Below are 12,236 nucleotides of genomic sequence, written 5' to 3' on the forward strand. Positions count from 1 at the left end.
CATCTTTCAGGGGGTCGTGCTACTGACTGAAATGCCTACTGGCCGAGCTGCTCGATCAGGTCGGCGGCCTTGCGCAGGCCGTCGCGGCGCCGGATCTCCTCGCCCGCGGCGGCGAGTCGCGCGCGCAGCTCGGTGTCGCCGAGCAGCTTCGCGACCGCCCCCTTGAGTTCCTCGTCGGTGAAGGTGTAGGTCGAGAGCCTGACACCATAGCCGAGTTCATCGACCCTCTGGGCGTTGTCGTACTGGTCCCAGAACAGCGGCAGCAGGATCATCGGCTTGCCGAAGTGCAGCGCCTCGGTGGTCGTGTTGTTGCCGCCATGGGTGATGACCAAGTCACACAGTGGGATGATCTTAGTCTGCGGAACGAACTCCGCGCCCCACATGTTGTCGGCCAGCTTGATCTCCTCGTGCAGCGGGCCCTTGGAGACGATGTACTGGTGCGGGGTCGTGGCCAGCACGTCGATCACCCGCTGCATCAGCTCCACGTCGGAGGAGCCCAGCGAGCCGAGCGAGAAGTAGACCAGCGCGCCGTCGTTGCGTTCGAAGGGCAGCGTGAAGTCCTCCTCGGTCTCGCGGACGGAGGAGTCGAGGCGGTGCCACGTCGGGCCCAGCGGGCGCTCGGCGGTGTAGTCGAGGATCTCGGGGTAGACGTAGAGGTTCAGGTCGCCCTCGTGGATGAAGTCGAGGTCGGGCAGCGGCTCGGTGCCCTGCTCGACGCACCACTCGTTGTAGGCGGCCCACAGCTCGCGGTGGGTGCGCTCGTACTCGGCGCGGAAGGCGTCCCACTCGGAGCGGTCGCCGGCGGGCAGGCCGGAGAAGACCGGCGGGACGTTCTCGCCGCGCATCTCCAGCGGCTGGCAGGAGACGATGCGGACGAACTTCTTGCCCGCGGTGAGCAGCGCCGGGAACGTGATCACGTTGTCCTCGACGATCACGTCCGGGTTCACGCGCTCGATGATGGCCCGCAGCTGCGGCTCGCAGTACTTCGCGCCGTCGATCAGGCTCTCCCAGATGGGCTTGGTGACGGTCTCCTGCTGCTCCAGCGTGGACTTGCGGTACTCCGGCGCGGTCTCGCGGATGAAGTCCTTCCAGAACTGGCCGGCGTCCTGCTCCTGCTCCTCCTCCGCGGGCGGGGCCAGGTCGACCAGGTCCTCCTCGAAGCCGAGCGCTTCGAGCTTGCCCTTCCACGACGCCTCGGCGGCGAAGACGACACGGTGGCCGCGGCGGCGCAGGATGTCGCCGATGCCGATCGAGTTGTTGGTGGGGCCGTAGGCGCTTTCCGGCATGAACAGGAACGTGAGAGACATCGCGACTCCGGGGGAACTCGTCAATTTGAAGAGGAATTCAAAACGGGATCTAGCGTGAAGGTCAACTTAAGGGCACTATGGTCACGGCTAACTGAACAGCAGCCGAACGAGTGAAGGTGGTGAGGGTGGCTCAGCGCAAAAGCCGCAGCGACCGGCGGCTCGATCTGATCGAGGCCGCACGCAGGGCCATCATCCGCCATGGCATCGACGGTGTACAGCTCTCGCACGTCGCCGAGGAGGCCGGCCTGACCTCGGGCGCCGTGCTCTACCACTACCCCGATCTGAGCGAGTTGCTCGTCGAGGCGCAGCACGCCGGCATGGAACGTTTCTACGAGCAGCGGCTGCGCCAGCTCGCCACGCTCACCGACCCCGTCGAGAAGCTGGTCGTCACGATCAGGTCGGGGCTGCCCACCGGGCCGCTCGACCCCGACGTGCGCCTGCTCAACGAGCTGGGCGGCGCCGCCGGCCGCAACCGCGTCTACGGCGTCCTGCTCACCTCGCTCTACGACCGTCAGGTGTCGATGTACCAGGCGATCCTGGACACCGGGTCCGCACTGGGGGTGTTCAGGCTGAGCGCCGACTCGGTGACGATCGCGCGCAACCTGGTGGCCCTGGAGGACGCGTACGGCTACCGCATCACGGCCAGGCACCCCCTGATCGGCCCGGACGAGGCGGCCGAGCTCATCCTGTCCTACGCCCGCGCGGCCACGGGCAACGACCTGGCTCACTGATCGACCGCCATGATCACGGCGTCCTCGGCGTTCCAGCGCACCTTCACCTTGGCGCCGGGACGCACGGAGGCGGCCCCCTGCACGGCCACGAGCACCGGCTTGGGATGGCCGGGCACGTCCACGGAGATGTGCGAGACGCCGCCGTAGAAGCTCACGTCGAGGACCTCGCCGGCCAGGCCCCTGGTCGCGTTGCCGTCCGCCAGCTCGATCTTCTCGGGCCGCACCGCCAGCAGCGCCTCGGCGCCGGCCTCCAGCTCCGCCAGCGGGGCGCCGGCCAGCATGCCGAACTGCTCGCTCTTGATCCCGTCGAGGCCGCTGGCCTCGCCGCGGAAGAGGTTGTTGGCCCCGACGAAGTCGGCCACGAACGGCGAGCGCGGCCGCTCGTACAGCGAGATCGGCTCGTCCACCTGGCGTACGGAGCCGCTGTCGAAGACGGCGATCCGGTCGGCCAGCGACATGGCCTCCTCCTGGTCGTGCGTGACGACCACGAACGTGATGCCCACCTCGTGCTGCAGCCGCTTGAGCTCGAGCTGCATGTCGGCGCGGACCTTCTTGTCCAGGGCCGACAGCGGCTCGTCGAGCAGCAGCAGCCGGGGCCGCTTGACGATGGAACGCGCCAGCGCCACCCGCTGCCGCTGGCCGCCCGAGAGCTGGGCGGGCCTGCGGGAGGCGTGCGCGGACAGCCCGACCGTCTCCAGCACCTCGCCCACGCGCTGCTTGATCTCCTGGCGGGACAGCCGCTCGCGCTCCAGCCCGTAGGCCACGTTCTTGGCCACGGTCATGTGCGGGAACAGGGCGTACGACTGGAACATGAGGCTGATCGGCCGCCGGTTCGGCGGCCTGGACAGCAGGTCCTCGCCGTCGAGCGTGACCTTGCCCTGGTCCGGCGTCTCGAACCCGGCGATGATGCGCAGCAGCGTGGTCTTGCCGCAGCCGGAGGGGCCGAGCAGGGCGAAGAACTCGCCCTGGCCGATCTCCAGCGAGACGTCGTCGAGCGCGGTGACGTCCCCGAACCTGCGGGAGATCCCGTCAATCTTGAGCACGCGTCTCCCCGATCTTGGTCAGGCGCTGCCCGGCGATCACCGCCGTGAAGCTCACGAGGAGCAGGATCGCGGCCAGCGCATTGATCTTCGGGGTGACCCCGAAACGGATCATTGAGTAGATGACGATCGGCAGCGTCTGCTCGTTGTTGCCGATCGTGAAGAACGCGATCACGAACTCGTCCAGCGACAGCGTGAACGCCAGCATCGCCCCCGCCACGATGCCCGGCATCAGCTGCGGCAGCGTGACCTTCATGAACGTCGTCACCGGCCCCGCGCCCAGGTCTCGCGACGCCTCCTCCAGCGAGATGTCGGTGCCGGTCAGCCGGGTGCGCACCACCGCCGCGACGAACGCCATCGCGAACAGGCCGTGGGCCAGCACCACAGAGTACAGGCCGAGCGTGAGCTGGATGGTGCCGTAGAAGACCAGCAGGCCGATGGCCAGCACCAGGTCGGGCAGCACGGCGGGCATCAGCGTCAGCGCGTCCATGACCTTGGACCTGGTGTACCTGGCCAGGCCGACGGCCAGCATCGTGCCGAGCACGGTGGCGATCAGGGTGGAGCCGGTGGCCACGATCAGCGTGTTGACCAGGCCGTCCCTGATCCGCTCGTCCTCGGCCAGCACGCCGTACCACTTGAGGCTGAAACCGTCGAAGGTGTACGCCGACTCGCCGGAGTTGAACGACATGACGACGAGCACGACGATCGGCAGGTACAGGAAGACGAACGTGAGCCAGAACGGCACGTACAGCAGCTTCGGTCTACGCACGGCGCGCCGCCCAGGCCTGCACGATGAGCAGCACGACCAGCACCGCGATGAGCGCCAGCGACAGCGTGGCCCCGAACGGCCAGTCGCGCGCCGACAGGAACTGGTTCCTGATCAGGTTGCCCACCATGATCGATTTGTTGCCGCCCAGCATCTCGGGGATGACGAAGTTGCCGAAGCTCGGCACGAACACGAACAGGCTGCCGGTCAGCACGCCCGGCACCGTCAGCGGCAGCGTGACCTTGCGGAACGTGGTGAACCCCGACGCCCCCAGGTTGGCGGACGCCTCGCGCAGCTGCGGGTCGAGCTTCTCGATCGCGGCGTACAACGGCAGCACCATCAGCGGCAGGTACGAGTACAGCAGCCCCGCCACGATCGTGCCCTGGTTGTAGAGCAGCTCGTACGGCCCCAGCCCGATCTTGGCCAGCGCCGAGTTCACCAGCCCCGGCCCGCTGAGCAGGATCGTCCAGGCGTAGACCCGGATGATGAAGTTCGTCCAGAACGGCAGCACGACCGCCACCAGTGCCAGTGTCTTCCACTTCTTCGGGAGCTGCGCGATCAGGTAGGCCGTCGGGTAGCCGACGAGCAGCGCGATCAGCGTCGTGAGCGCCGCGATCTTCAGCGAGTCGCCCAGCACGCCGAGGTAGAGCGGGTCGAACAGCCGCTCGAAGTTCTCGGTGGTGAACTCGTACACCACCCCGCCGAAGCGGCCGCGCTGGAAGACGGTGTAGCTGAACACCAGCGCCAGCGGCACCAGCATGAGCACGACCAGGTACGCCAGCCCTGGCGACAGGAAAACGAACGCGCCCAGCCAGCGTCCGCGGGCGCGGGACACTGGCTGGGTCTTGACTTCAGACTTCACAGCGGCAAAGGCTCAACTGGCCGTGACGTCCTGCTGGAGCCGGCTGTACTTGGTCGACGCCTGGCCCAGGTCGATGGCGGCCTCGCCGTTCAGCAGCTCGGCCGGTGTGATGCCGAGCAGCGAGCCCTTGGCGATCTTCACCTTCTCCATGGCGGCCTTGTTGGGCACCTTGTAGTTGATGTTCTCGGCCGCCCAGGAGTGGATCTCGGGGCTGAGGATGTAGTTGATCAGGGCGTGCGCGGCCTCCTTGTTCTTGGAGGACTTCATGATCACCATGGTGTCCACCCAGAGGTCGCTGCCCTCCTTCGGCACCGCGAACTCGATGTTGCCCTTGGCGTCGGTGGTCGGGCACCAGCCGTCCCACGCCTCGGCCATCACGGCCTCGCCCGAGATGAGCCGGTCACCGAAGGTGGTGTCGTCGTAGCGCAGCAGGTGCTGCTTCTGCGACATGAGCAGCTCCTTGGCCTTCTCGAGCTCCTCGTCCTTGTCGGTGTTGATCGAGTAGCCGAGCGACTTGAGCGCGGGCAGGGCCAGCCAGCGCTCGGTGGCGAGCATGGTGACCTTCTTGTCGGCCCAGGCCGGCGGCTTCAGCAGATCGTTCCAACTGGTGGGCTTGCTCTTCACCAGGTCGCTGCGGTAGCAGATGCCCGTCGTACCCCAGGTGTAGGGCACGGAGTACTTGTTGCCCTTGTCGTAGGACAGCTGGGTGGCCTCGGGGTAGAGGTTGGCCAGGTTGGGGATGAGCTCGTGGTGGATCGGCTCCAGCAGGCCCTGCTCGTTGAGCGCCTGGGCGTACTGGCCGGACACGAACGCCACGTCGATGCCGCTGTCACCGGGAGCGGTGAGCTTGGTCATCGCCGTCTCGTTGGTGTCGTGCGTCTGGATCTGCACGTCCTTGATCTTGAGCTCGGCCTTGGCCTTCTCGGGAAGCTCCTTGGGCGTGTAACCGTCCCAGACGGTGATGTCCAAGGTCTGCTGCGACAGGTCCGCGTTGGGCTTGAGCTGGTCGGCCGCCGCCGGCGCCGTACCATCTGAGCTTGACGACGACCCACCCCCGCACGCCGCGACGGCGAGCGCGAGTCCGGCCGCCGCGGCGGCGGCCGGGAGACGACGGGTGAACCGGGTACGGGACACGGCCGCTACTCCTTCTGAAATTTGTGCTGTTTGAGGGGTCGCGCGACCTTACCGGACACAGCGGACCAGACCAGGAGTGTTGCAGCAGAAATCAACATGAGCAAGACTTTTGATGACATTGCTACCTGGAAGTTTGGTCCAGCTGTTGAATTGGGATTCAATAAGTCGCCGCTTGATCTCTCTCGGTGAGAGGCCCCTCACCGCACGAGATCGGGGGCTCACAACCGCGCTCCTGGCGCGGTTGGCGGACGGCGTGCCGCCGCCCTTCGCCGTACGACGCTTCCGCCCGCTGCCCACCTTCTCGCACGGTCCTGGAGATCTCCACACTGGGGCCCCAGGTGAACGGGATTTCGGATCACACGTCGACCAGACGAACTACTCGGTGGTGGTCGGGGAGCGCGTCGTGGTCAAGTGGCTCACCCCGCCCGTCCCGCTCCCCCATCCCACCCCCGAGATCTTCGCGCACCTCGTTGATTCAGGATTCAACGACACCGCGCCTCCCTACGCGGCCCTGACGGGCGTGCTGGAGGGCCGCGAGCACCTCCTGGCCTTGATCACCGGCTACCTGCCCGAGGCCAGGGACGGCTGGGAGTGGTGCGTGGACGAGGCCGCGGCCGGTTCCGCCTCCTTCGCCACGGAGCTCGGCCGCCTCACCGCCGACCTGCACCTGGCCCTGTCCACCCTGCCGATCACGAGCACGGCCGGCGGTGCGGCGGGCAGCCGTACGGCGGCCAGGGCGTACGAGGCGCTGGCCGAAGCGCTGGCGCTGACCGAAGGCGACGACGGCGAGTGGCTGGCCACCAGGGCGGACACCATGCGCCAGGAGCTGGCAGCCCTGGAAGCCGGCATCACCAGCCCCCTGATCCGCATCCACGGCGACCTCCACGTGGGCCAGATCCTCCAGTGGCGGGACGGCTACGCCGTCATCGACTTCGACGGCAACCCCACGGTCACCGACGCCGACCCCCACCAGCCGGCGGCCCGCGACGTCGCCCAGCTCACCACCAGCCTCGACCACGTGGCCCAGGTGGCGATCAAGAGAAGATCCACCCCGCCCGCGCACGCCGCCCGATGGGCGAGAACGGCCCGCCAAGGCTTCCTGGCCGCGTACCGGTCCCGCCTGGCGGCGAGGAACAGACCGGAGCTGCTGGACGAGACCCTGATCCGCCCGTTCGAGGTGGAGCAGGAGTGCCGCGAGCTGATCTACGCCGCCCGCCACCTCCCCCGCTGGCGCTACGCCCCCATGGGCGTCCTGCACACCTGGTACGGAGAAGAACCCCGCAAGGAGAACATCGCGTGAATTCTGAGCTCTACCTCTCCGACCTGGAGTCCAAGCCGGAGCACCTGGCGGCCCTGGCCGACGAGCTCCGCACCGGGGACCCGTTCCGCGAGCTCCCGGAGCGCATCGACCGCGTCCTGTTCCTCGGCATGGGCAGCTCCCGCTACGCCGCCGGCGTAGCGGCCCTGCGCCTGCGCACCGCCGGGGTCAACGCGCACGCCGAGTACGCCTCCGCCGCGGCAAGCCTCCCGAACGCGGAAGGCACCCTGGTCATCCCGATCTCGGCCACCGGCACCAGCAGGGAGACCCTCGACGCCACGGCCAGGTACGCGGGCGGCCCCGCCTACCTGGCGGCCCTCACCAACCAGCCGGGCTCCCCGCTCGCCGAGGCCGCCGACCTGGTGGTCGACATGCGGGCGGGCGAGGAGCGCGGCGGCGTCGCGTGCCGGACGTTCCAGCACACGCTGGCCCTCCTCCTCGCCCTGGAGTCCAGGCTGACGGGCCGCACGAGCGACCTGCCCGCCCTGCTCGAACGGGCCGCGAAGGCCTCGGCCGACCTGCTGGACCGCAGGGACGAGTGGCTCCCCCTGGCGATGGAGCTGCTCGACGGCCCGGACGGCGTCTACACGATCGCCCCCGCCGAGCGGCTGTCGTCGGCGGAGCAGTCGGCGCTGATGTTCCGCGAGGGCCCGCGCCGCCCGGCCGACGCCTGCGAGAGCGGCGACTGGTCGCACGTGGACGTGTACCTCACCAAGACGCTCGACTACCGCGCGCTGCTCTTCCCCGGCTCCCGCTACGACGCCCAGGCCATGGACTGGGTGCGTCAGCGCGGCTCGACAGTGATCACCGTGGGCCCCGAGGTGCGGGACGCGACGGCCGCGATCCGGTACGCGGGCGACGACGACCCGGACGTCGCCCTGCTCACGGAGACGCTGGTGGCCGAGCTGGTGGCCGCCTACTGGTGGTCGGGACAGTAATCAGTACGACCGCACGGTCAGCGCGTGCTCGACCAGCGTGATCAGGGTGTTCTTGACGGCCTGCCGCGCACGCGCGTCCGTACGGACGATCGGCACGTGCGAGGAGAGCGTGAGCGCCTCCCGCACCTCGCTCTCGACGTGCGGGAACTCGCCGTCCCAGCCGTTCAGCCCGATCACGAACGGGATCCCGGAGTCCTCGAAGTAGTCCACGGCGGGGAAGCTGTCGGCCAGCCGCCGCGAGTCGACCAGCACCACGGCCCCGATGGCCCCGCGCACGATGTCGTCCCACATGAACCAGAACCGCTGCTGCCCGGGCGTGCCGAACAGGTAGAGGATCAGATCCTGGTCGAGCGAGAGCCGGCCGAAGTCCATGGCCACGGTGGTGGTGGTCTTGCCGGGGGTGTGCCCGAGGTCGTCGATGCCGTGCGAGGCGTCGGTCATCACCGCCTCGGTGGTCAGCGGCATGATCTCGGAGACGGAGCCCACGAACGTGGTCTTCCCCACGCCGAACCCGCCCGCCACGACGATCTTCGTGGAGGTGAGCCGGCTAGAGCCTGCGAAGTCCACTCAGCACCCTTTCGAGCAGTCCCCTGTCGGGCAGCCCCGCCTCGAGCTGCGGCTGGTACACCTTGACCAGCCCGTCCGCCTCCATGTCGGCGACCAGCACCCTCGCCACGCCGAGGGGGACGCTGAGCAGCGCGGAGATCTCCGCCACCGAGCGCACCTGCCGGCACAGCTCGCTGATCGCCCGGTACTCGCGCGCGTACGTGGTGCCGAGCTGCGCCGAGGTCGCCGACGACACCAGGGCCTCCATGGCCAGCTCCGTACGCGGAGTGGTGCGGCCGCCGGTGACGGCGTACATCCGGACGAGCGAACTTCGCTCGGGCTCCTGCTCACCGTTGTGCCACGATGCCATGGTTCACTCCCCACTCACCACTGGCGCGTGGCGGAGAGCTCCGCCCGTACGGCAGGTGTGAGCACCTGCCCCGCGCGCTCGACCAGGATCGTCATCTGGTACGCGACCAGGCCCATGTCGCAGTCGGGTGCGGCCAGCACCGCGAGGCAGGACCCGTCGCTGATCGACATCACCAGCACCAGGCCGCGCTCCATCTCGATGAGGGTCTGGGTGACCCCTCCGCCCTCGAACACCCGCGCCGCGCCCCCGGTCAGGCTCACCAGCCCGGCCGCGATGGCGGCGAGCTGGTCGGCGCGGTCCTTGGGGAAGCCTCTGGAGTACGCCATGGGCAGGCCGTCGGCGGAGACGACGACGGCGTGCGCCACGCCGGGAACCTCCTCGACGAAGCCGCTGACCAGCCAGTTGACGTCCCTGGCGGCCTGGCTCAGCTCCTTCATGAGTCCTCCTCGAGCTCGGCGCGGCCCTTGCGCACGCCCTGCTGGTAGCTGGCCAGCCTGCTGCGGAGACGGTCGGGGGACACCGGCAGCCCGGGAACGGGTGGCGGCGGCTGCGGGCTCGCGCTGCCCGGTACCAGGTTCGCTCGCGGAGTGCGCTTGGGCAAGCCCGAGCTCGTGGTGCCGTTCCTGGCGGGCTCGGCCGTCGCGTCGGCGGCCTGCCAGGCCTGGTCGGCCGGGGTGGTCCAGGCGGTGTCGCGGTGGTCGGCGGTGGGCGCGGGCTTGCTGAACCAGTTGCCCTCCTCGACCGAGGCGAAGATCGGCAGGTACTCGTCACCGGCGGCCGGGGACGGCGCGCCGGGCGGAGCGGGGAACGACGTGCTGGGGGTGGCCAGGTCGGGGAACGGCGGGCCCGGATCCCGGGGCGCGCCCGCGGGCGGCTGCTCGGCCGGGGGCGTGCGGGCCGAGCTGAACCAGGACGACGGCTCGGGCGCGGGCGGCACGGTGTCGAACGACGGGTGACCGGACGACGGCCCTCCGCCGGTGACGAAGGACGGATACCCGCCGGGCTCGAAGGACGGCCCCTCTGACGGATACCCGCCGGATTCGAAAGACGGCGCCCCTGACGGCACTCCGGACGGCGACCCGGGCAGCGGCCCCGACGGCGCCCCGGACGGCGGTCCGGGATGGGTCCCCGGCAGCGGCCCGGACGGCGGCCGGAGCACGGAGCCCGGCCGCGGCACGTCCAGCGACCCGTCCTGCGGCCCGTCCTGCGGCCCGTACGCGCCCCCGCTCCCCTGCCGCGGCACCTGCACCCGCGGGTTCGCCCCCGGCACCGCGGTCAGCAACATCGGCGGGATCAGCACCATGGCGGTCAGCCCGCCGATGTCCTGCCGCCTGAGCTGCACCCGGATGTTGTGCCGCAGCGCCAGCCGCCCGACCACGAACAGCCCCATCCGCCGCGACACCGACACGTCCACGACGGGCGGGTTGGCCAGCCGCCAGTTGGCCTCGGCCAGCTCGTCCTGCGCCATGCCGATGCCGTGGTCGGTGACCGACAACATCAGGCTGCCGCCGTCGATCCGGCTGCTGGAGATGATCACCTTGGTGTCGCGGGAGGAGAACGACACGGCGTTCTCGACCAGCTCGGCCAGCAGGTGCACCACGTCGGTGACGGCCTGCCCGGCGATGGCGACGTCGGACTGGACCTGGATGCTGACCCGGTCGTAGCTCTCGACCTCGCCGAGCGCGGCCCGGACGATGTCCATCAGCTCGACCGGCTCGCTCCACTTGCGCGCCGCCTCCTGGCCGGCCAGGACGAGGAGGTTCTCGCTGTTGCGGCGCATGCGGGTGGCCAGGTGGTCGAGCTTGAACAGGTCGCCGAGCCGGGCGTCGTCGCGCTCGCCCTTCTCCAGCTTCTCGATCAGCGTGAGCTGCCGCTCGACCAGCGTCTGGCTGCGCCTGGACAGGTTGACGAACATGGCGTTGACGTTGGAGCGCAGCGTGGCCTCGTCGCCCGCCAGCCGTACGGCCTCGCGGTGCACCTCGTCGAAGGCGCGGGCGACCTCGCCCACCTCGTCCTTGGAGAAGATCCCGATCGGCGGCACCTCCGCGGTGACCTCGCCGTCGCGCGACTCCCGCAGGTGCTGCACGAACTCGGGCAGCCGGCGGCCCGCGATCTCCAGGGCCTCGCCGCGCAGGCGACGCAGCGGCCGGACGAGCGACCTGGCCACGCCGGTGGTGATCAGCAGGATGGCGACGAGCAGGGCGAGCACGGCGCCCGCGGTCAGGAACGCCCGCCCGCGCTCGTCGGCGCTGAGCGCCTCGCTGCGGGTCACGATGTCCCGGGCCTGGCGCTCCTCGACCTTGCGCATGGAGTCGACGACCACGTTCGCCGCGTCGAACCACTCCTTGGCGTCGTCGCCGCGGGCCTGGTCGAGCCCGCGCAGCGGCAGCCCCTTGGTGGCTCTGATCAGCACCAGCTCGCGCAGGAACAGCATGCGGTCGGCGGATCTGCCGTTGACGGTCTCGTCGAACAGGCGCCGCTCCTCCGCGGTGGCCTCGGCGGCGAAGCCCTTGCGCTCGGTGGCCTCCACGGACTGCTCGCCGAGGAAGCGCTTGAGCTGGTCCTGGTCGAAGGCGCCCTCGACGAGCACGACGGTGACCAGCGCCTGCTGGTAGGAGACGCTCTCCTTGGCGCGGGCGAGCCCGTCGAGCATGCTGGTCTGGCGGAACAGCTCGTCGTCCACGCTGCCCTTGACCAGCTCGTTGTGGACGGAGAGCAGGTCGCTGACCACGGTGGTGTAGAGCTCGACGGCCGGGCCGGGCAGCAGGTTGGCCTCCAGGGCCTGCTTGCGCAGCGAGCCCAGGTCATCGAGGCGGTTGAGCAGGTTCTCGAGCTGGTCGGCGGTACGGCCGCTCGACTCGGTCATGAGCTGCCCGGCGATGCCGCGTACCGTCCTGGCCGCCAGGTCCACCTGGTCCATCTGGGCCCGCACCTCGGACAGCCCGTCGGCCGGCCGGTTGCGGGCGATGTACCAGGCGGTCTTGGCCCGCTCGCCGGAGACCAGGTGGGTCAGGCCCCCGAGCTCGGCGGAGAGCCGCGCGAACTGGTTGGTGCGGGCGTAGTCGGAGGCCGCGGACGTCGAGGCGAGCACCTGGATCCCGCCCAGCAGCACGGCCGCCGCGGTCGGCACCATGATGAGGGCGACGAGCCGCGCTCGGACACGCCAATTACGCAGCCGCCAGCGGCTCTCGCTGGCCTGCTTGACGCCCAGCTCTGTACTCACC

The 12,236-nt window shown here is 69.6% G+C and carries 12 protein-coding genes; 3 read left to right on the top strand and 9 right to left on the bottom strand.

The genetic code is table 11. The annotated features are described in order from the left end of the window. Nucleotides 1-35: 35 nt before the first annotated feature. On the bottom strand, nucleotides 36-1,307 hold the full coding sequence (locus ACBJ32_RS19080) for a glycosyltransferase (protein ID WP_375127862.1): 1,272 nt from the start codon (nucleotides 1,305-1,307) through the stop codon (nucleotides 36-38). Between the two features lie 125 nt (nucleotides 1,308-1,432). Here ACBJ32_RS19080 and ACBJ32_RS19085 point away from each other — a divergent pair, with 125 nt between their 5' ends. Beyond that, nucleotides 1,433-2,038 (top strand): TetR/AcrR family transcriptional regulator, encoded by a 606-nt coding sequence (locus tag ACBJ32_RS19085; RefSeq protein ID WP_375127863.1) that lies wholly within the window; start codon nucleotides 1,433-1,435, stop codon nucleotides 2,036-2,038. Here ACBJ32_RS19085 and ACBJ32_RS19090 read toward each other — a convergent pair. Genes ACBJ32_RS19090 through ACBJ32_RS19105 form a run of 4 tightly spaced genes read right to left on the bottom strand, consistent with a single transcriptional unit; the run spans nucleotide 2,032 to nucleotide 5,840 of the window. Beyond that, nucleotides 2,032-3,081: an ABC transporter ATP-binding protein gene (locus ACBJ32_RS19090; protein WP_357875522.1), complete on the bottom strand. Its 1,050-nt coding sequence runs from the start codon at nucleotides 3,079-3,081 to the stop codon at nucleotides 2,032-2,034. The genes ACBJ32_RS19085 and ACBJ32_RS19090 overlap by 7 nt on opposite strands. Next, complete coding sequence (locus ACBJ32_RS19095; RefSeq protein WP_375127864.1) at nucleotides 3,068-3,847, bottom strand: ABC transporter permease; 780 nt, start codon at nucleotides 3,845-3,847, stop codon at nucleotides 3,068-3,070. The genes ACBJ32_RS19090 and ACBJ32_RS19095 overlap by 14 nt, the downstream gene beginning before the upstream one ends. Continuing rightward, nucleotides 3,840-4,706, bottom strand: coding sequence for an ABC transporter permease (locus ACBJ32_RS19100; protein ID WP_375127865.1), 867 nt, complete (start codon nucleotides 4,704-4,706; stop codon nucleotides 3,840-3,842). Before ACBJ32_RS19100 ends, ACBJ32_RS19095 begins: the two co-directional genes overlap by 8 nt. A gap of 12 nt (nucleotides 4,707-4,718) precedes the next feature. After that, the gene (locus ACBJ32_RS19105; RefSeq protein WP_357875528.1) at nucleotides 4,719-5,840 is read right to left on the bottom strand and encodes a spermidine/putrescine ABC transporter substrate-binding protein; all 1,122 of its coding nucleotides are present in this window, start codon (nucleotides 5,838-5,840) and stop codon (nucleotides 4,719-4,721) included. 403 nt (nucleotides 5,841-6,243) lie between these two features. On the opposite strand from ACBJ32_RS19105, the gene ACBJ32_RS19110 reads away from it, so the two are divergent. Then, the gene (locus ACBJ32_RS19110) at nucleotides 6,244-7,140 is read left to right on the top strand and encodes a phosphotransferase (protein ID WP_375127866.1); all 897 of its coding nucleotides are present in this window, start codon (nucleotides 6,244-6,246) and stop codon (nucleotides 7,138-7,140) included. Further along, on the top strand, nucleotides 7,137-8,096 hold the full coding sequence (locus tag ACBJ32_RS19115) for an SIS domain-containing protein (RefSeq protein ID WP_375127867.1): 960 nt from the start codon (nucleotides 7,137-7,139) through the stop codon (nucleotides 8,094-8,096). Before ACBJ32_RS19110 ends, ACBJ32_RS19115 begins: the two co-directional genes overlap by 4 nt. Here the strand turns inward: ACBJ32_RS19115 and ACBJ32_RS19120 are convergent, their stop codons facing one another. Genes ACBJ32_RS19120 through ACBJ32_RS19135 form a run of 4 tightly spaced genes read right to left on the bottom strand, consistent with a single transcriptional unit; the run spans nucleotide 8,097 to nucleotide 12,235 of the window. Continuing rightward, nucleotides 8,097-8,663, bottom strand: a complete 567-nt coding sequence (locus tag ACBJ32_RS19120; protein ID WP_375127868.1) for an ATP/GTP-binding protein — start codon at nucleotides 8,661-8,663, stop codon at nucleotides 8,097-8,099. Next, the gene (locus ACBJ32_RS19125) at nucleotides 8,644-9,012 is read right to left on the bottom strand and encodes a DUF742 domain-containing protein (protein ID WP_185109501.1); all 369 of its coding nucleotides are present in this window, start codon (nucleotides 9,010-9,012) and stop codon (nucleotides 8,644-8,646) included. Before ACBJ32_RS19125 ends, ACBJ32_RS19120 begins: the two co-directional genes overlap by 20 nt. Nucleotides 9,013-9,026: 14 nt before the next feature. Beyond that, entirely contained in the window at nucleotides 9,027-9,449 is a 423-nt protein-coding gene (locus ACBJ32_RS19130; RefSeq protein WP_357875536.1) for a roadblock/LC7 domain-containing protein, read from the bottom strand. Next, complete coding sequence (locus ACBJ32_RS19135) at nucleotides 9,446-12,235, bottom strand: nitrate- and nitrite sensing domain-containing protein (protein WP_375127869.1); 2,790 nt, start codon at nucleotides 12,233-12,235, stop codon at nucleotides 9,446-9,448. The genes ACBJ32_RS19130 and ACBJ32_RS19135 overlap by 4 nt, the downstream gene beginning before the upstream one ends. Between the last annotated feature and the right edge of the window lies 1 nt (nucleotide 12,236).

The sequence above is a fragment of the Nonomuraea sp. GTA35 genome (assembly GCF_041950525.1).
In the GTDB taxonomy this organism is placed as follows: Bacteria; Actinomycetota; Actinomycetes; order Streptosporangiales; family Streptosporangiaceae; genus Nonomuraea.